This window comes from Aeromicrobium camelliae (assembly GCF_003850045.1).
GTDB lineage: Bacteria > Actinomycetota > Actinomycetes > Propionibacteriales > Nocardioidaceae > Aeromicrobium > Aeromicrobium camelliae.
The window spans coordinates 64,964-82,253 of the sequence record NZ_RQJX01000009.1 but is presented as its reverse complement, the minus strand read 5'-3'; the positions used below and the strand labels follow the sequence as shown (position 1 = coordinate 82,253).

Genomic DNA, 17,290 nt, shown 5'->3' with positions numbered 1-17,290 from the left:
GTGCCTGGCCTTCGTAGCGCGACAGGATCGACTCGCCTAGGCTCGGAATGCCGCGCGGTCAGGCGGCCTTGCTGGTCTGGTCCTTCTTCTTGACCTTGACGAGCTTGCGCTTTTTGACCGTGTAGCCGTCGGGAAGTGTGCCGTCCTTGAGCATGCGGATGGGGCAGCGCTTACAGCGCGGCTTGCTCTCGCAGCACTTCTTCTTCGGCTTGGGCACGTTGCGAGATTATCACCGGAAGTGAGGCTGCCCTCACTTCGCGAGACAGGAGAACATCACATGGCCGCTCCGGCATTCGTCGAGAAGCTGCAAGAGCAGATCGGGCACGAGTTCGCCGCCCACCAGCAGTACGTCGCGATCGCGACGTACTACGACGCGCTGACGATGCCGCAGATGGCAGCGCTGTTCTACGCGCAGGCCATCGAGGAACGCGACCACGCGATGATGATGGTGCAGTACCTCTTGGACGCCGACGCCAAGGTCGTCATTCCGGCGCTCGAGGCACCGATCATGGACTTCGCCGACGTCGTGGCGCCCGTCCAGCTCGCGCTGGACCAGGAGAAGCGCGTCACCGCGCAGATCAACGAACTCACCCGCATCGCCCGCGAGTCGTCGGACTTCGCGTCCGATCAGTTCATGCAGTGGTTCATCAAGGAGCAGGTCGAGGAGGTCGCCAAGATGAGCGATCTGCTGGCCGTCGTCACCCGCTCCAAGGACGACCTCGAGCGCATCGAGGACTGGGTCGCCCGCGAGGAGACCGGCGAGGAGTCCGACCCGACCGCACCGCCCATCGCCGGCGCCTAGACCCCAGATTTGCGCGCTAAGCGTCGACCCGCGCCCCGCGCGGTTGACGGTTAGCGCGCAAATCTGGGTTCAGAACAGGCGCAGGCTCGGGTCGTCGATGCCGCGGAGTTCGTCGTAGTCGACGACGACGCAGGTGATGCCGCGGTCCTCGGCCAGCACGCGGGCCTGCGGCTTGATCTCCTGCGCGGCGAAGATGCCCCGCACCGGCCGCAGCGCCGGATCACGGTTCATGAGTTCGAGGTACCGAGTGAGCTGCTCGACGCCGTCGATCTCGCCGCGACGCTTGATCTCCACGGCCACCGACGCTCCGGCCGCATCCCGGCACAGCAGGTCGACCGGGCCGATGGCCGTCATGTGCTCGCGGCGCACCAGGCTCATGCCCTCGCCTAGCGCCGCGGTGTGCTCGGCGAGCAGTTCCTGGAGGTGCTTCTCCACACCGTCCTTCTGCAGGCCCGGATCGACGCCGAGGTCGTGCGAGGAGTCGTGGAGGATCTCCTCGATGCGAATCCGCAGTGTGTCGTCGGACTTGGTCGCCGAGACCGTCCACTCGATGACGCCGTCCTCGGCCACGCCCTCGCGGAGGCGGCACGGCGGGCTCATCCAGTTGAGCGGCTTGTACGAACCTCCGTCGGAGTGCACGAGCACCGAGCCGTCCGCCTTGACCATGATGAGCCGGGTGGCGAGCGGCAGGTGGGCGGTGAGCCGACCGGCGTAGTCGACCTGGCAACGGGCGATGACGACCCTCAACGCGAGTCTCCCCTCCGGGTAGGTGTGGCGTGGGCTACGCTTTGCTACCAGCCGGTAACCGGCTCGTGCAAGGACGTCCCGAAGGAGACTATGGCATGCAGGACATCGTGGACCGCATCGTGGCCGACGACCGCGACGGTCAGATCGCCCGGACGCTGCTCTACCCCTACCTCAACCACGCCGCGACCATGTTCGGCAGCGGCTACGCGACGGCCGCCGACATCGACGCCGGCATGAAGTTCGGCTGCGGCTACCCGGTAGGCCCGCTCACTCTGATCGACGCCCTGGGTGCCGAGACGGTGGTCGCGGGGCTGCGCGAACTCCACCAGCGCACCGGCGACCCGCTGCACGAGCCGGCGTCCGTTCTCACCGAGCACGCCGCCGGCGACGGCTCGTTCTCCGAAGGCCCGGATGCGGCCGCGGACGCCCCGCAGATCCGCCGTCCGATCAGCACTGTCGGTGTCGTGGGCACCGGCACCATGGCCTCGGGCATCGTCGAGGTGTTCGCCAAGTCCGGATACGACGTCGTCGTCGTCGGCCGGGGCGAGGAGAAGGTGCAGGGCGTTCTGGACCGCATCACCAAGAGCCTCGACAAGGCGGTCGCGCGCGGCAAGCTCGACGAGGACGGCAAGGCCGCGGTGCTCGCTCGGCTGACGGGTGCCACTGAGCGCGAGGCGCTCGCCGACGTCGATCTCGTCGTGGAGGCCATCGCCGAGGACCTCGACATCAAGCTGCAGCTCTTCGCCGACCTCGACCGGATCTGCAAGCCCGGTGCGATCCTCGCCACGACGACGTCCTCGCTCTCGATCGCGCAGTGCGCCGGCGCCACCAGCCGCCCGGCCGACGTCATCGGCATGCACTTCTTCAACCCCGCCCCGGTCATGAAGCTCGTCGAGGTCGTCACCACGGAGCAGACCGCCGAGGACGTCGACGAGACCGTCCGCGCGCTCTGCTTCGCCACCGGCAAGCACCCCGTGTCCTGCGGAGACCGTGCCGGGTTCATCGTCAACGCACTGCTGTTCCCGTACCTCAACGACGCGATCCGCTTGCACGAGGCCGAGGGCGCCTCGCTCGAGGAGATCGACGACGCCATGAAGGCGACGGGTCTGCCCATGGGGCCGTTCGAGCTGCTGGACGTCGTGGGCAACGACGTGTCGCTGGCGATCCAGCAGACCCTCGTGGGCGCGTTCGGGCACGAGGGCTGGACCCCGGCGCCGACGCTGGAGAAGCTCGTCGCCGACGGCAAGCTCGGTCGCAAGACCAAGGAGGGCTTCCACAGCTACTGAGACATCGCCACGGGCCCTCGCCCGTAGGATGGACACATGTCTCGACGCAAGGCCGCTGCCGCTCGCGCGCAGCGGCTTTCGCGTCCCCAGGGGCCGGTACGCCCCTCCGAAGAGCTCGTCGAGAAGCGGGACGGCCGCTGGTGGGTGCGGTCGCTGACCGGCTCGTCCTCGACCAAGGCGTACACGTGTCCGGGATGTTTCCACCCCATCCGCCCCGCCACACCGCACGTGGTGGCGTGGCCGGAGCTCAAGTCGCTGCTCAGCGACGACGCGATCGACGAACGCCGGCACTGGCACACCGCGTGCTGGCGACGAAAGGTGTGACGTGGCCGAGAAGATCCGCGGCAACTCGATGCTCCCCGCCCGCCGCGAGCCGATCGAGCTGCACACGGCCGACGGGCTGACGCTCATCGGCGAGGTGGCGCTACCCGCCGACCGCCCGCCGGTGGCCACGATGGTCTGTCTCCATCCGCTGCCCACCCACGGCGGCATGATGGACAGCCACGTCTTCCGCAAGGCCTCGTACCGCCTGCCCGCGCTCGCCGGGATCGCGGTCCTCCGCTTCAACACCCGCGGCACCGAGAGCGTCCAGGGCAAGAGCGAGGGTGAGTTCGACCGGGCCGTGGGGGAGAAGTGGGACGTCGCCGCCGCCCTCGAATACGCCGAGTTCCACGATCTGCCCAACATCTGGCTCGTCGGGTGGTCGTTCGGCACCGACCTGACGCTGATGTACGGGCTCGACCCGGCCGTGCAGGGCGCGGTGCTGCTGTCGCCGCCGCTGCGATACAGCGAACCCGAGCACCTCGCAGCCTGGGCCGAGGCGGGCAAGCCACTCACCGCCATCGTCCCCGAGCACGACGACTACGTGCAGCCGCCCGAAGCGCGGGAGCGGTTCGCCGCGGTGCCGCAGGCCGAGGTGGTCGCGGTCGAGGGCGCCAAGCATCTGTGGGTCGGCCACACCGAGCGAGTCCTCGACGAGATCGTCGCGCGCCTCGCGCCGGACGTGCCCCTCCCGTTGCCGCAGGCGTGGGACGGACCGATCGAGCAGGCCGACTCCTCGGCCTACGCCGATCGCACCACCGCAGTGTTCAAGGACGTTCCGCGCTGACGCTGGGAACACGACAGGGCCCTGTCCCTGACGGTACCGGGCCCTGCGAGCGAGCGATCAGACGCCGCGGAAGCGGTTGATCGCGTCGAGGTGCTTGGCGCGCTTCTCCTGATCGCGCACGCCCAGTCCTTCCTCGGGGGCCAGCGTCAGCACGCCGACCTTGCCCTGGTGCTTGTTGTGGTGCACGTCGAGCGCCGCCTGTCCGGTCTCGGCCAGCGGGTAGACCTTCGAGACGGTCGGGTGGATGAGGCCCTTGTCGATGAGGCGGTTGGCCTCGTAGGCCTCGCGGTAGTTCGCGAAGTGCGAGCTCTTGATCTGCTTGAGGTTCATCCACAGGTAGCGGTTGTCGTACTCGTGCATGTAGCCCGAGGTCGACGCGCACGTGATGATCGTGCCGCCCTTGCGCGCGACGTAGACCGACGCGCCGAAGGTCTCACGGCCCGGGTGCTCGAAGACGATGTCCGGGTCCTCGCCGCCGGTGAGCTCGCGGATCTTCTTGCCGAACCGCTTCCACTCGCTCGGGTCCTGGGTGCTCTCGTCCTTCCAGAACTTGTAGCCCTCGGCCGAGCGGTCGATGACGAGCTCGGCGCCCATCGACCGGACGATCTCGGCCTTCTCGGGGCTGGAGACCACACACACCGGGATCGCGCCGCCGTTGAGGGCCATCTGGGTGGCGTACGAGCCGAGGCCGCCGGACGCACCCCAGATCAGGACGACGTCGCCCTGCTTCATGTTGGCGCCGTTGCGGCTCACGAGCTGGCGGTACGCGGTCGAGTTGACCAGACCCGGGCTCGCGGCCTCCTCCCACGACAGGTGCGCCGGCTTGGGCATGAGCTGGTTCGTCTTGACGATCGCCAGCTCGGCGAGGCCGCCGAAGTTCGTCTCGAAGCCCCAGATGCGCTGCTCGGGGTCCATCATCGTGTCGTCGTGGCCGTCGGGGCTCTCCAGCTCGACCGACAGGCAGTGCGCCACGACCTCGGCGCCCGGCTTCCAGGCATTGACGCCCGGACCGGTGCGCAGGACGACGCCGGCGAGGTCGGAACCCACGATGTGGTACGGCAGGTCGTGCCGCTTCGTGTACTCCGACAGGCGTCCGTAGCGCTCCAGGAAGCGGAACGTCGAGACGGGCTCGAAGATCGAGGTCCACACGGTGTTGTAGTTGATGGCGCTGGCCATCACGGCGACCAGAGCCTCGCCGGGTGCCAGTTCCGGCACCGGTACCTCGTCGAGGTGCAGGCTCTTGCGCGGGTCCTTCTCCTTGGTGGCGATGCCCTCGAACATCGTCTCGTCCTCTTTGTGGACCGTGATCGCACGGTAGGACTCAGGAATGTCGATGGCGGCGAAGTCCTCCGAGGAGGTGTCGCCCGCCATGATGGCGTCGAGAATGTTCTGCACGGGATGTCCTCCGGTGTCGGGGTGTTGCCGTGATGTTACCGACGAGAAACTTGGTCCGCCACGCTCCGGAGTGTGACGCAGGTCTCCCGCCGCTGGACTCAGTGAGGGTCGGTGGCCGGTTCGACCAGCTCGACGAGAACGCCGCCGGCGTCCTTGGGGTGCACGAAGTTCACGCGGCTGTCGGACGTACCGCGCTTGGGGGCGTCGTAGAGCAGGCGCACGCCGCGCTCGCGCAGCGTCGCCGAGACGGCGTCGATGTCGGTGACGCGGTACGCGAGCTGCTGGATGCCCGGGCCGTTGCGGTCGAGGAACTTCGCGATGGTGGAGCTGTCGTCGAGGGGGGCGAGCAGCTGGATGCACGAGCCGGAGTCACCGACGGCGAGCATCGCCTCGCGTACTCCCTGCTCCTCATTGACCTCCTCGTGAACGGACTGGAGGCCGAAAACGCGAGCGTAGAACTCGAGCGCGTCATCGAGGTCGGGCACGGCGATGCCCACGTGATCGATGGCCACGAGCAGGTGGCCGGGGACGAGGTGTTCGCTGGACATGCTCGCAGCGTAGTGGCACGTCGACGGCCCGTCCTGTGACCCCTGCCACACGGGTACCCGCGAATGTTAACCGCGAGTAAAGTGAGCCCAACGTCACGCGAAGGAGCTTTCCCATGACCCAGTCCGTCATCGTCGCCGGTGCGCGCACGCCGATCGGACGGCTGCTCGGCGGCCTCAAGACCCTGTCCGGTTCCGATCTCGGCGGTATCGCCATCAAGGGGGCCCTCGAGCGAGCCGGCATCTCCGGCGATCAGGTCGATTACGTGATCATGGGCCAGGTACTCGGTGCCGGTGCCGGGCAGGTGCCGGCCCGGCAGGCCGCGTACAAGGGCGGCATCCCGCTCGATGTCCCCGCGATCACGATCAACAAGGTGTGCCTCTCGGGCATCAACGCCATCGCGCTGGCCGACCAGCTCATCCGCGCCGGAGAGTACGACATCGTCGTCGCCGGCGGTCAGGAGTCGATGACGCAGGCTCCGCACCTGCTCACCGGTTCGCGGGAGGGCTTCAAGTACGGCAAGACCACGATGCTCGACCACATGGAGTACGACGGCCTGTGGGACGCCCTGACCGACCAGGCGATGGGCTCGCTCACCGAGCAGCGCAACGCGTCCGTCGAGTCCTACAGCCGTGAGGAGCAGGACGCCTTCGGTGCCCGCTCGCACCGGCTCGCCGCGCTGGCGCAGAAGAACGGCGTGTTCGACGACGAGATCGTCCCGGTCGAGATCCCGCAGCGCAAGGGCGACCCGATCGTCATCAGCTCCGACGAGGGCGTCCGCGGTGACACCACGGCCGAGTCGCTCGGCAAGCTGCGTCCCGCCTTCGCCAAGGACGGCACCATCACGGCCGGCACCGCCAGCCAGATCTCCGACGGTGCCTGCGCCGTCGTGGTGATGAGCAAGGCCAAGGCCGAGGAGCTCGGCCTGACGTGGCTCGCCGAGATCGGCGCCCACGGCACGGTCTCCGGACCGGATTCCTCGCTCCAGGACCAGCCCGCCAACGCGATCGTGAAGGCGCTGGACAAGGAGGGCCTCCAGCCGACCGACCTCGATCTGGTCGAGCTCAACGAGGCGTTCGCGGCGGTCGGCATCGCGTCGACCCGCAAGCTGGGCATCTCCGAGGACATCGTCAACGTCAACGGTGGCGCCATCTCGCTCGGCCACCCCATCGGCATGAGCGGCGCGCGCGTCGTGCTGCACCTGGCGATGGAGCTCAAGCGGCGCGGCGGCGGACTCGGCGCTGCCGCGTTGTGCGGTGGCGGCGGTCAGGGCGATGCGCTGATCATCCGCGTCCCGAAGAACTGAGTGGGCTCCCGGCCCCACGACGTCGCCGACCTGGTCTCCCGCGCCCGTCGCGGTGAGGCCAGGTCGGTCGCACGTCTGATCTCTCTCGTCGAGGCCGAATCGCCTGTGCTCCGCGAGGTCAGCGCGGCGCTGGCACCGCACGCGGGGCGTGCCCACGTCGTCGGGTTGACCGGTTCGCCCGGGGTGGGCAAGTCCACCAGCACCTCCGCACTCGTCACGGCGCTGCGCCGTCAGGGGCGCACGGTCGGCGTGCTCGCGGTCGACCCGAGTTCGCCGTTCACCGGCGGTGCGCTGCTCGGCGACCGCATCCGGATGGAGGAGCACGCCACCGATCCGGGCGTGTACTTGCGCTCGATGGCCAGCCGCGGTCACCTCGGCGGCTTGTCGTGGGCGACGCCGCACGCGATCCGGGTGCTCGATGTCGCCGGGTGCGACGTGATCCTGGTGGAGACCGTGGGTGTGGGGCAGTCCGAGGTGGAGATCGCAGGGCTGGCCGACACGACGCTCGTGCTCGTCGCGCCCGGGATGGGCGACGGCATCCAGGCGGCCAAGGCCGGCATCCTCGAGGTCGGCGACGTGTTCTGCATCAACAAGGCGGACCGCGACGGCGCCACGACCACGCGCCGCGAACTGCGCACCATGCTGTCCATGACGCACCGCTCGGACGGGGCGTGGACGCCGCCGATCGTCATGACGGTGGCGACCTCGGGTGACGGCATCGACACCGTGGTGCAGGCGATCGATGACCACGGCACGCATCTGCGTGACAGTGGAGAGCTGCGGCGACGGCGCCACGCCCGGGCGCGTCGGGAGGTCGAACGCATCGCGCTCGCCGAGATGAGCCGCCGCTTCGAGGTGGGCAGCGAGGACCGACTCGATCAACTCGCCGAGGACGTGCTGTCCGGGCGCGCCGACCCGTTCACGGCTGCGGACGCCCTGCTCGCCGCCACCCCCGGTTGAGCGATCGGGACCCGGCACGCGACCCGGCCCCACGCCACCGGTCGACTTCCTACAATGGGCGCATGACGTTCTCGCGCCCCGGTGCCATCGACCTGTCCGCTCTCGCGAACTCCCAGCCGGCGCCTTCCGCCGCGCCGGGTCAGGCCGCCGACGGAGCGGTCTACGTCATCGACGCGACCGAGCAGGACTTCCAGAACATCATCCAGTCCTCGCTCCAGCACCTTGTGGTGCTGGCGCTGTGGTCGCCCCGCTCGCCGCAGAGCAGCGACTTCACCGACCTCCTCGTGCAGGCCACGACGCGGTACCAGGGAGCGATCCAGGTCGCCCGGGTGGACGTCGACGCCAATCCCGGCATCGCGCAGGCTTTGGGAGCGCAGGCCGTGCCGCTGGTCGTCGGCCTCGTCAAGGGGCAGCCCGTGCCGCTCTTCCAGGGCACGGTCGACGCGGCAGAGATCGCGCGCTACTTCGACGAACTCGTGAAGCTCGCCGCCCAGCACGGGCTCACGGGCCGCGCCGCTCCCTCCGGTCAGGCGACCGGCGCTCCCGCGGACGAGGAGGAGCCGGCCGACGACCCGCGTTTCGCCGCCGCCGATGAGGCGTTCGCCGCCGGTGACTTCGCCACCGCCATCGCGGAGTACGAGAAACTGCAGGCGCAGCACCCCGGCGAGAGCGAGATCGGCGAGCGACTGGCCGGCGTGAAGCTCATCGCGCGCACCCACGGGGCCGACCTCGCCGCCGCGCGGCAGGCAGCAGCCGATCGCCCCGACGACCTCGAGGCGCAGATGCTCGTGGCTGATCTCGACGTCTCGGGTGGCCACGTCGACGACGCCTTCGCCCGGCTGATCGATCTCGTCCGTCGCACGAGCGGCGACGAGCGTGAGGCCGTGCGCCAGCGCCTGCTCGAGCTGTTCACCGTCGTCGGCATCAACGATCCTCGGGTCGCCACGGCACGCCGCGCCCTCGCCACGGCGTTGTTCTGATCACACCTCCGCTACGGTTCTTCCCATCGGCCGAGGGGAGGGAATCGTGCGGGTCGGGTGGTGGCGAGTGCTCCAAGCGCTCGCGGCGGCGGCGTTGGTGACGGGCGTCGTCGGTGCTGTCGTTCTCGGTCCCGACAGCCGTTTCGTCTCCGGGCCGCACGCGATCGACACCGACGTCTCGGCGGTCGTCACGCAGCCGGGAGTCCTCACGTGGAAGAACCTCCAGGTCGAGGTGCTCGCCGAGGTCCCGGCCAACAAACCCGTCTTCGTCGGACTGGGCAACAGCGTCGACGTCATGAGCTACCTCGACTCGACCCGCCGCCTGGAGGTCACCGGCTTCGGTACGCCGTGGTCGCCGGAGACGGGGCTGATCGACGGCAATCCCGCGGCTCCGGCCGCGCCGACCGCCCTCGACTGGTGGATCGACGGTCAGGGTGGTCTCGGTGGTGCCGCCATCGACACGCGGCTGCCCGACGAGACCGTCTCGGTCGCCATCGTCTCGGTCGGCGAGGCGAATCTGCGCGGTCTCGAGGTGAGCATCGCCTACGGCCTGCACGGCGGCTTCGCCCGTTCGCTCGGCCTCATCGCGGCCGGAGCGGCGATCATCGCGCTCGTGCAGTTGCTGCTGGTCCGCACCGACGAGGAGGACGTCGTCTACGTCGTCGTCGACGAGGACGGCACCGAACGCGAGATCTCCGCGGACGAACTGGACGAGCTGGGGGAGTACGAGGTGGTCGAGGAGACCGTCGTCGAGGACGCGCCGGTCGAGCAGGAGCCGCGATGAGGCGTCTCCCGATGCTGGCCGGCGCGCTGGCAGCCGCGTTGGCGTTGTCCGCCTGCGCCGTCCCGCGCGAGCGTGCCGCCGAGGACCTTCGCCCGGCCAAGCTCGCCGTCGCGCCCAGCGAGGTCGACGACGTGGTGGCGAAGTACCGCGAGGTGCGCAGCGCCGCCGTCGACGCGCTCGACGCCAAACCGCTCTCGACCGTGGAGACCGGGCCCGTCCTGGCCGTCGACACCGGGATGTTCGAGGTCGCTGAACTGCTCGAACGCGAGGAGTTCGCGCTCGACGGTCCGTTCACGGTGGAGTCCACGATGCTGCCGCGCTTCGACAGCTACCCGCTCTGGTTCGTCGCCCTCGTTCGCGACGAGGAGACAGGCCGCCGCCAACTCCAGGTGTACGAGCGCACGACCGCGGCGGACCCGTGGCTGCTGACCGCGACCCCTGAACTCGCCGGTGACACCCCGCTGCCGGAGATGCGCCGCGTCGGTGACGCCACACGACGTGTGGGCCCCGATGACGGCGAGGGCATGGTGACCGCGCCGCGCTCCGCGCTGCAGGGGTTGGCGAGCGCCCTCGACGAGCCCGAGGCCGAGGAGGCGGCCGCGTGGGCTGAGGACCCCTTCGTCGTCCAGATGCGGGAGACCGCCACGCAGAACGCCGACCTCGAGGGCAGCGACTTCGCGCAGAGCTGGGCCGCGGACGAGCAGATCTATGCGTTGCGCACCGCCGACGGCGGCGCCCTGGTCTTCGGCACCCTGCTGCGGCAGGACACCTTCGACGTCGACGCGGGACTTCGCGTGACGTGGCCGGAGGAGTCTCCCCAGCGCGCGTTCTGGCCCGACGGCGTCGTCGGCCGCGGCTCGCTGCGCTACTACCACCAGGTTCTGGTCCGCGTCCCTCCGGCCGGATCGGACGAGCCCGCGGCGACGTTGGGGACGTTCGGCGGCGTGGTGGGATCCGCCGGGCAGTGAGCCGGACTCACTCGGGCTGGAGCGGCGCCTCGCGGTAGGCGGGCAATGTCCCGGCCTCCACCGCTTCCAGAAGTTCCGCGGTAGCGCCCGTCGCTCGTTCGCGGACCGTGTCCAGGTCGCACCAGTGCACGGCCTTGATCTCGCTGCGCTGCAACGCCATGGTGGCGACGGTGTCACTGGCGATGGTGCCCAGGTCGAACACGAAGAGGCAGGCGTCGTCCCAGCCTCGCCACGGGGGAAGCCAGTTCATCGTCACGAGCTGCTTGACCTCCACGGAGATGCCGAGCTCCTCGTGCAGTTCGCGCACCAGGCCGGTCGCGGGCGACTCGCCGACTTCCACCACCCCGCCGGGGAGGTCCCACTCGCGCTTGTAGGTCAGCTCGCACAGCAGGTATCGCCCGTTCTCGTCACGCAGCAGTCCCTGACCGATGACGCGCTTGCGGGGAAGTCCGGCGTTGAGGATCGCGATGAAGCCGTCGCGCGTCGCGGCCGGCGGATCGTTGACGAGCCGCGCGACGGTCACGGTGTGCTGCCCGTCGGCCTGCCGGGCGACGCCCTCGCGACGAAGGCCGGCGATGGACGCGGCGCGCAGGTCGCCGGGGGAGGCGGCATCGACTTGCGCCGAGACGCGTCGCCAGCCCAGTTCGGTGAACGCGTGCTCGATGCCGAGGCGAAGTGCGCGGCTGGCCAGCATCGGCTCTGCGTGCGGTCCGAAGTTCCAGCGCAGCGAGCCCGCGTGCTTGCCTTCGGGGCGCAGTGCCACGGTCCCGATCCGGTCGCCGTCGACGAGCACCGCGAAGCCGATGAACTCGGACGAGCCCGACGTCGGCTGAAGGGTCAGGTCGCCGTCCTCCAGTGCCTCAGTCACGATCCCGAGGCTACCTCGTGCGGCAGCGTGCGCCCGGCGTGCTGACCATGTGATGGAATCACCCCATGCCCGCGCCGGACGCTCCCGTCGTCGCCACCGGAGCCGATCGGTGGCCCCTGCCCGACCTGGCCCGCGGGCTCGCGATCGTCGCGATGCTCATCGCCCACGCGCAGGTGCTGATTCCCGCGCGATCGGAGTTCGTCAGCGAGATCCTCGCGCGGATCAACGACGTCGCCTCGCCGCTCTTCGGTCTCGTGATGGGAATGTCGGCGGCGATCATGCTCGGCGCTCGTGATGAACCCGCGGGAAGAGTCGTCTGGCACAACACGCTGCGCGGCGCCGTGCTGATCGGACTGGGGATCTGGCTCGAGACCTGGGGGAGCTGGGTGGCGATCGTCCTCGCGATCCTCGGGTGTCTGCTGATCGTGGGGACACCGCTCCTGTTGCTGGGCCGCCGCGTGGTCGCTGTGCTCGCGGCCGTTCTCTTCGTCGCCGCGCCGTTCGTCAACGACGCCCTGCAGCGGGCCATCGAGTGGCCGGGCGGGTATCACGCCGACATCGCCAACTCGCCGAGCCCATGGGAGCTGCTCGTCCGCTGGTTCATCGCCGATCCGCACTACCGCGTGTCGTCGCTGTTGCCGTTCTTCCTCGTCGGCGCGCTGCTGGTGTGGAGCGGGGCCGCGCGACGTCCGGATGTGAGCTGGTCGCTGGTCGCGGTGTGCGTGGGTGCCGGGCTCGAGTTCGTGGCGACGGCCTGGCGCTCGGCGCTCGGCGACGTGGTGGAGTCCGGGTCGCTGCCCGATGCGGTGCACGACGCGGCGCTGGTGACGCTGGTGCTCGGGTTGTGCGGGCTGCTCGTGGCGTGGCGTCCGATGCAGTCGCTGCTGCGCCCCGTGCGCGAACTCGGGACGGTCGCGCTGTCGCTCTACGTGCTGCAGATCGCGGTGATCGCGTGGCTGAACCGCGACGAGGTCCGGCCCGTGCCGGAGAACGACTGGTCGGGCTGGTGGCTGATCGTGCTGGGAGTGGCGCTCGTGGGCTGGGCGTGGGCCCATTGGCTCGGCCGCGGGCCGGTCGAGTGGCTGACCGGCATCGTGTCCGGTCGGTACCGCCGTCGCTGAACCCAGATTTGCGCCGAGAACGTCAACCGAACCCCCCGCTGGTTGACGATCTGAGCGCAAATCTGGGTTCAGCGCGATCAGGCGTCGAGGTCGGACTCGACGAGGTCGGCGATCTTCTCCATGACGCTCGCGTCGTCGCTCTCGACGGTGACCTCGTCGCCCTTCTTCGCGCCGAGCGTCATGATGAGCAGCGCGGAGCCGGCATCGACGGGCTGCCCGCCGGCGGTCGCGAGCGTCACGGGGACGCCGGCCTCGCTGGCCGCCTGAGCGATGGTCGAGGCGGGGCGGGCGTGCAGACCGACGGACGAACCGACGGTCACGGTCTTACTGGGCATGACGGTCCTCTCAGGCGTTGGCGGGCGCAGGCGCCCCGGATGATGCGACCGGCTCGCGACGGCCGAACTGCTTGGCCGCCGTCACGGCGATCGCACTGACGACGGTACCGGCGACGATGGAGACGAAGAACCACAGGACGTGGTCCACCGCGAAGAACACGAACACACCGCCGTGGGGAGCGGCCAGCGTGACGCCCGTTCCCATCGCCATGGCGCCGGCCACCGCGGAGCCGAGCATCATCGACGGGATGACGCGCAGCGGGTCGGCGGCGGCGAAGGGGATCGCGCCCTCGGAGATGAACGCGGCACCCAGCAGCCAGGCCGCCTTGCCGTTCTCGCGCTCCTCCTCGGTGTACAGGCGCGGCCGCAGCGCGGTCGACAGCGCCAGCGCGAGCGGCGGCGTCATGCCGGCGATCATCACCGCCGCCATGATCTTCAGCTGGGTCGCGTCGCCGGACGCGATGGCGTCGGCCGTGAGGCCCGTCGTGGCGAACACGTACGCCGCCTTGTTCACCGGACCACCGAGATCGAAGGCCATCATGAGACCGAGGATCGCGCCGAGCACGAGCGCCGATCCGCCGCTGAGGCCGTTGAGCCAGTCGGTGAGTGCCGAACTGGCGTCGGCGATGGGCCGGCCGATGAGCAGCAGCATGAGCAGGCCGACGACGAGGGTCGTCACCAGCGGGATGATGACCACCGGCATGAGGCCCGCGAGCCAGCGGGGTGCGGAGCGCCGCGTGAACCAGCCCGCGACCATGCCGGCGAGCAAGCCGCCGGCGATGCCGCCGAGGAAGCCCGCCCCGATCTGGTTGGCGAGGAAGCCGACCACGAAGCCGGGCGCGATACCGGGCCGATCGGCCATGGCGTAGGCGATGTACCCGGACAACGCGGGCACGAGGAAGCTGAACGCCCAGGAGCCGAGCAGGAACAGCAGCGCTCCCAGGTACGCCATGAGCGGGCTGCCGAACAGGGTGTGCTCGAACGGATCGGGCAGGTTGGTCAGGGAGTTGTCCTGCAGGATCGCCGTCGCCGGGTCTCCGGCCACCTCGTACCCGGCGAGCAGGAAGCCCAAGGCGATGAGCAGACCGCCGGCGGCGACGAACGGGATCATGTAGCTCACACCGGTGAGGAGCCACTGGCGCAGCTTCAAGCCGAACGACGCGTGCTCGTCGCCGCCCGAGCCGGTCGAGGCCGTTCCGCCGCGGACGGGCGCGACCGTGCGGGCGTCGGGGTCCGCAGCGGCGGCGAGGGCCTCACGGATCAGCCCATCGGCGTCGTCGATGCCGCGCTTCACGCCACTTTCCACCACGGGCTTGCCCACGAAACGCTGCTTGTCCTTGACTCCGACGTCGGTGGCGAAGATGACGGCGTCCGCGCGCTCGACGGTCTCAGGATCGAGACGCTTGCTGCCCGAGGAGCCCTGCGGCTCGACGTGCAGCTCCACACCGGCCTCGCGCGCGGCTCGCTCGAGCGACTCCGCCGCCATGTAGGTGTGTGCGATGCCGGTGGGGCAGGAGGTCACGGCCACGAGCGAGACCGGGGTGGCGGCGTCTTCGGACTCGACCGCGTCCTCGGTCGGCTCGTCAGGTGCGTCGGTCTTCGCCGGAAGTGCGGGAGCCACCGCCTCGTCCACGAGCGCGACGATCTCGTCGGCCGAGGTGGCCGAGCGCAGAGCGGCGGTGAACTCCGAGCGCACGAGGGCACGAGCGAGTGCGGACAGCAGGGCGAGGTGATCCGCATCGCCCTCCGCCGGAGCGGCGATGAGGAACACGAGCTCGGCCGGACCGTCCGGAGCGCCGAAGTGCGCGGGCGCGCTCAGCCGGGCGAAGGCCAACGAAGCCTCGCGGACGGCCGCCGAGCGGCAGTGGGGGATGGCGATGCCGCCGGGGAGTCCGGTCGCGGACTGCCCCTCGCGCTTGAGCGCGTCTGCCGCGAGGCCCGCGGCGTCAGCGCGTCCGGCATCCTCCACCCGCTGGGCGAGTGCCGTGATGACAGAACGCGGATCGGCGCCCAAGTCGACATCGAGCGCGACGAGGTCCGAGACGATGAGGTCGGTCATGACGTCTACTTTCTCGAGCCACTTCGTGGATATGTGTGTGTTTGTGTGGCTTCATGTGAGTTTGCGACGTGGCTCACGTCCCTGTCAACTCCGGCCGCGTGACGTGGGACGATGCGGGAAGTAGTCGTCGGCCGGTGCGCCGGGAGGAAAGGAACGCGCAAGTGGGAGAGTACGCACGGCTCGAGGTCACCGACGGTGTCGGCACGCTTCGCCTGGACCGTCCGAAGATGAACGCCCTCGACGCTCAGATGCAGGAGGAGATCGTCGAGGCCGCGCGCGAGGCCGACCGCCGCGAGGATGTCGCGGCCGTCGTCGTCTACGGCGGGGAGCGGGTCTTCGCTGCCGGGGCGGACATCAAGGAGATGGCCGAGATGGGGTATCGCGAGATGCTCGCGCACGGTCACCTGCTCCAGGACTTCACGCGCGCGCTCGCCGCGATCGGCAAGCCCACCGTCTCCGCCGTCACCGGTTTCGCGCTCGGCGGTGGCTGCGAGGTCGCGCTCGCCACCGACGTGCGTTTCTGCGCCGACAACGCCAAGCTCGGCCAGCCCGAGATCCTGCTGGGCATCATCCCCGGCGCCGGCGGAACGCAGCGCCTCGCACGTCTCGTCGGGCCGGCGAAGGCCAAGGAGCTCATCTACACCGGCCGTTTCGTCGACGCCGAGGAAGCGTTGCGCATCGGCCTGGTCGACGCGGTTCACCCCGCCGACCGGGTCTATGAGGAGGCGGTCGCGTGGGCGCGCCAGTTCGTCGGCGGTCCGGCCCTGGCGTTGCGCGTGGCGAAGGACGTCGTGGATCGCGGTCTGGAGACGGACCTGCAGACCGGTCTGGAGATCGAACGGGCCGGATTCACCGGACTCTTCGCGACCGAGGACCAGAAGGCCGGCATGGCGTCGTTCATCGAGAACGGCCCGGGCAAGGCCACGTTCAGCGGGCGCTGATCATGAGTGCCTCCGAGGACAAGGCGCGGGCGCGACAGCTGCGCGCCGAGGCCCGGCGGCGTCGTCGGGACGAGGCGCTGCGGCGCTATCAGGAACGGACCGAGCGCCGTCACGAACGCGATGCGCTGGAGGAGTCGCGGCGCGCGGCCGAGGAGCGCATCAAGCGCGAGCACGAGGAGGCCCGCGCCCTGCTGGAAGCGGAGCGACTCGCGGCAGAAGCCGCTGAGCGTGAAGCTGCCGCCGCCGAGGCGGCGCGTCTCGCCGAGGAGGCGGAAGCCGCTGAGCGGGAAGCGGCTGCCGAGGCCGCGCGCCTGGCCGAGGGGGAAGCCGGCACCGGCACGGCACCTGGCTCGGGCGAGGTGACATCAGCTGGCGAGGACACGGCCATGGTCGAGCCCGACCCGCAACCGGAGTCGACGGTCGTCCTGGCCGATGACGACTCCGATGCTCCGGTCGGGCCCGGGGCCAGTGAGGTGCCGACGGCCGGAACCGAGGTGGACGCCGACGGTGCCGGGCTTGCGAGCGTCGACGCATCCCCCGCCGACGCGACTGACGAGAGCCGGGCGACTTCTGCGCCGAGCATGACCGCCGGCCTGCCGAGCGCGCCTCGGGAGTTCGCCGGCTCGGCGTCGGCGGACACCGCGGTGCCCGCGCCGCCGAGCCCTCGCCGTTCCCTGCTGGCGCGGGTCGTGCGGTTCCTCGGTTCCTGCGCCGTGGCGGTGGGAAGCCTGGCGTCGGTGGTGCTGGCGCTCGGTGCGCTCACGCTGGCGCTGGGGGAGCGGCCCGCCGGTCTCTTCGAGGCGATCGAGCCGGTCTGCCGCGCGCTGGCGCTCGGGACCGGGGCGGAGCTCTCACCGCTGGACACGCTCGTCACCTGGATCGTCGCCGCCGTCGCGTACCTCATCATCGGCTTCGCGCTGCAGGCCTTCTCGCGACAGATCACCGGACGGCGCCGCCGGGTGTGACTCAGGACACTGCGCCACGGCCGGTGGCGTAGTTAACCTGTGGGTAACATCGCTCGTTAAGAAAGGGTCGCCTCACCATGTGAAGTCTTCACATGGCAAGGTTGATCCGACCAGTCGTC

At 70.0% G+C, this 17,290-nt stretch carries 19 protein-coding genes; 12 read left to right on the top strand and 7 right to left on the bottom strand.

Annotated features, from left to right (window positions below):
* Positions 1-58: 58 nt before the first annotated feature.
* Entirely contained in the window at positions 59-217 is a 159-nt protein-coding gene (locus EHW97_RS15290) for a hypothetical protein (protein ID WP_166367446.1), read from the bottom strand.
* 60 nt (positions 218-277) lie between these two features.
* Here EHW97_RS15290 and EHW97_RS08310 point away from each other — a divergent pair, with 60 nt between their 5' ends.
* Positions 278-802, top strand: coding sequence for a ferritin (locus EHW97_RS08310; protein WP_124236708.1), 525 nt, complete (start codon positions 278-280; stop codon positions 800-802).
* A 69-nt stretch (positions 803-871) separates the two neighbouring features.
* Here EHW97_RS08310 and nucS read toward each other — a convergent pair whose 3' ends face one another.
* Entirely contained in the window at positions 872-1,549 is a 678-nt protein-coding gene (gene nucS / locus EHW97_RS08305) for an endonuclease NucS (RefSeq protein WP_124236707.1), read from the bottom strand.
* Between the two features lie 95 nt (positions 1,550-1,644).
* On the opposite strand from nucS, the gene EHW97_RS08300 reads away from it, so the two are divergent.
* The 3 genes from EHW97_RS08300 to EHW97_RS08290 are packed head-to-tail and all read left to right on the top strand — an operon-like array spanning position 1,645 to position 3,943.
* A complete protein-coding gene (locus EHW97_RS08300) occupies positions 1,645-2,835 on the top strand; it encodes a 3-hydroxyacyl-CoA dehydrogenase family protein (RefSeq protein WP_124236706.1) in 1,191 nt (396 codons plus the stop codon).
* 36 nt (positions 2,836-2,871) lie between these two features.
* Positions 2,872-3,159: a hypothetical protein gene (locus EHW97_RS15745; protein WP_124236705.1), complete on the top strand. Its 288-nt coding sequence runs from the start codon at positions 2,872-2,874 to the stop codon at positions 3,157-3,159.
* Between the two features lies 1 nt (position 3,160).
* A complete protein-coding gene (locus EHW97_RS08290) occupies positions 3,161-3,943 on the top strand; it encodes an alpha/beta hydrolase (RefSeq protein WP_124236704.1) in 783 nt (260 codons plus the stop codon).
* A 57-nt stretch (positions 3,944-4,000) separates the two neighbouring features.
* On the opposite strand, the gene ccrA is transcribed toward EHW97_RS08290, so the two are convergent.
* Positions 4,001-5,338, bottom strand: a complete 1,338-nt coding sequence (ccrA, locus tag EHW97_RS08285; protein WP_124236703.1) for a crotonyl-CoA carboxylase/reductase — start codon at positions 5,336-5,338, stop codon at positions 4,001-4,003.
* A gap of 98 nt (positions 5,339-5,436) precedes the next feature.
* Positions 5,437-5,886, bottom strand: a complete 450-nt coding sequence (mce, locus tag EHW97_RS08280) for a methylmalonyl-CoA epimerase (RefSeq protein WP_124236702.1) — start codon at positions 5,884-5,886, stop codon at positions 5,437-5,439.
* Positions 5,887-5,999: 113 nt separating this feature from the next.
* On the opposite strand from mce, the gene EHW97_RS08275 reads away from it, so the two are divergent.
* The 5 genes from EHW97_RS08275 to EHW97_RS08255 all read left to right on the top strand — a co-directional run bounded on the left by EHW97_RS08275 (position 6,000) and on the right by EHW97_RS08255 (position 10,882).
* Positions 6,000-7,190: an acetyl-CoA C-acetyltransferase gene (locus EHW97_RS08275; protein WP_124236701.1), complete on the top strand. Its 1,191-nt coding sequence runs from the start codon at positions 6,000-6,002 to the stop codon at positions 7,188-7,190.
* Positions 7,191-8,150, top strand: coding sequence for a methylmalonyl Co-A mutase-associated GTPase MeaB (gene meaB / locus EHW97_RS08270; protein WP_124236700.1), 960 nt, complete (start codon positions 7,191-7,193; stop codon positions 8,148-8,150).
* A gap of 62 nt (positions 8,151-8,212) precedes the next feature.
* Positions 8,213-9,130, top strand: coding sequence for a tetratricopeptide repeat protein (locus tag EHW97_RS08265; RefSeq protein WP_124236699.1), 918 nt, complete (start codon positions 8,213-8,215; stop codon positions 9,128-9,130).
* A gap of 46 nt (positions 9,131-9,176) precedes the next feature.
* Positions 9,177-9,914 (top strand): hypothetical protein, encoded by a 738-nt coding sequence (locus EHW97_RS08260; RefSeq protein ID WP_124236698.1) that lies wholly within the window; start codon positions 9,177-9,179, stop codon positions 9,912-9,914.
* Entirely contained in the window at positions 9,911-10,882 is a 972-nt protein-coding gene (locus EHW97_RS08255) for a DUF8094 domain-containing protein (RefSeq protein WP_124236697.1), read from the top strand. The genes EHW97_RS08260 and EHW97_RS08255 overlap by 4 nt, the downstream gene beginning before the upstream one ends.
* A 7-nt stretch (positions 10,883-10,889) precedes the next feature.
* On the opposite strand, the gene EHW97_RS08250 is transcribed toward EHW97_RS08255, so the two are convergent.
* Positions 10,890-11,750 carry an NUDIX hydrolase gene (locus tag EHW97_RS08250; RefSeq protein ID WP_208001958.1) on the bottom strand — a complete coding sequence of 287 codons (861 nt, stop codon included), beginning with the start codon at positions 11,748-11,750 and terminating at the stop codon, positions 10,890-10,892.
* Positions 11,751-11,815: 65 nt separating this feature from the next.
* Here EHW97_RS08250 and EHW97_RS08245 point away from each other — a divergent pair, with 65 nt between their 5' ends.
* A complete protein-coding gene (locus tag EHW97_RS08245; protein WP_124236696.1) occupies positions 11,816-12,871 on the top strand; it encodes a DUF418 domain-containing protein in 1,056 nt (351 codons plus the stop codon).
* Positions 12,872-12,948: 77 nt separating this feature from the next.
* On the opposite strand, the gene EHW97_RS08240 is transcribed toward EHW97_RS08245, so the two are convergent.
* Entirely contained in the window at positions 12,949-13,206 is a 258-nt protein-coding gene (locus tag EHW97_RS08240; RefSeq protein WP_124236695.1) for an HPr family phosphocarrier protein, read from the bottom strand.
* A gap of 10 nt (positions 13,207-13,216) precedes the next feature.
* Positions 13,217-15,265: a PTS fructose transporter subunit IIABC gene (locus EHW97_RS08235; protein WP_124236694.1), complete on the bottom strand. Its 2,049-nt coding sequence runs from the start codon at positions 15,263-15,265 to the stop codon at positions 13,217-13,219.
* Positions 15,266-15,426: 161 nt separating this feature from the next.
* Here EHW97_RS08235 and EHW97_RS08230 point away from each other — a divergent pair, with 161 nt between their 5' ends.
* Complete coding sequence (locus EHW97_RS08230) at positions 15,427-16,206, top strand: enoyl-CoA hydratase/isomerase family protein (protein WP_124236693.1); 780 nt, start codon at positions 15,427-15,429, stop codon at positions 16,204-16,206.
* A 2-nt stretch (positions 16,207-16,208) separates the two neighbouring features.
* Complete coding sequence (locus EHW97_RS08225) at positions 16,209-17,171, top strand: hypothetical protein (protein WP_124236692.1); 963 nt, start codon at positions 16,209-16,211, stop codon at positions 17,169-17,171.
* Positions 17,172-17,290 lie beyond the last annotated feature (119 nt).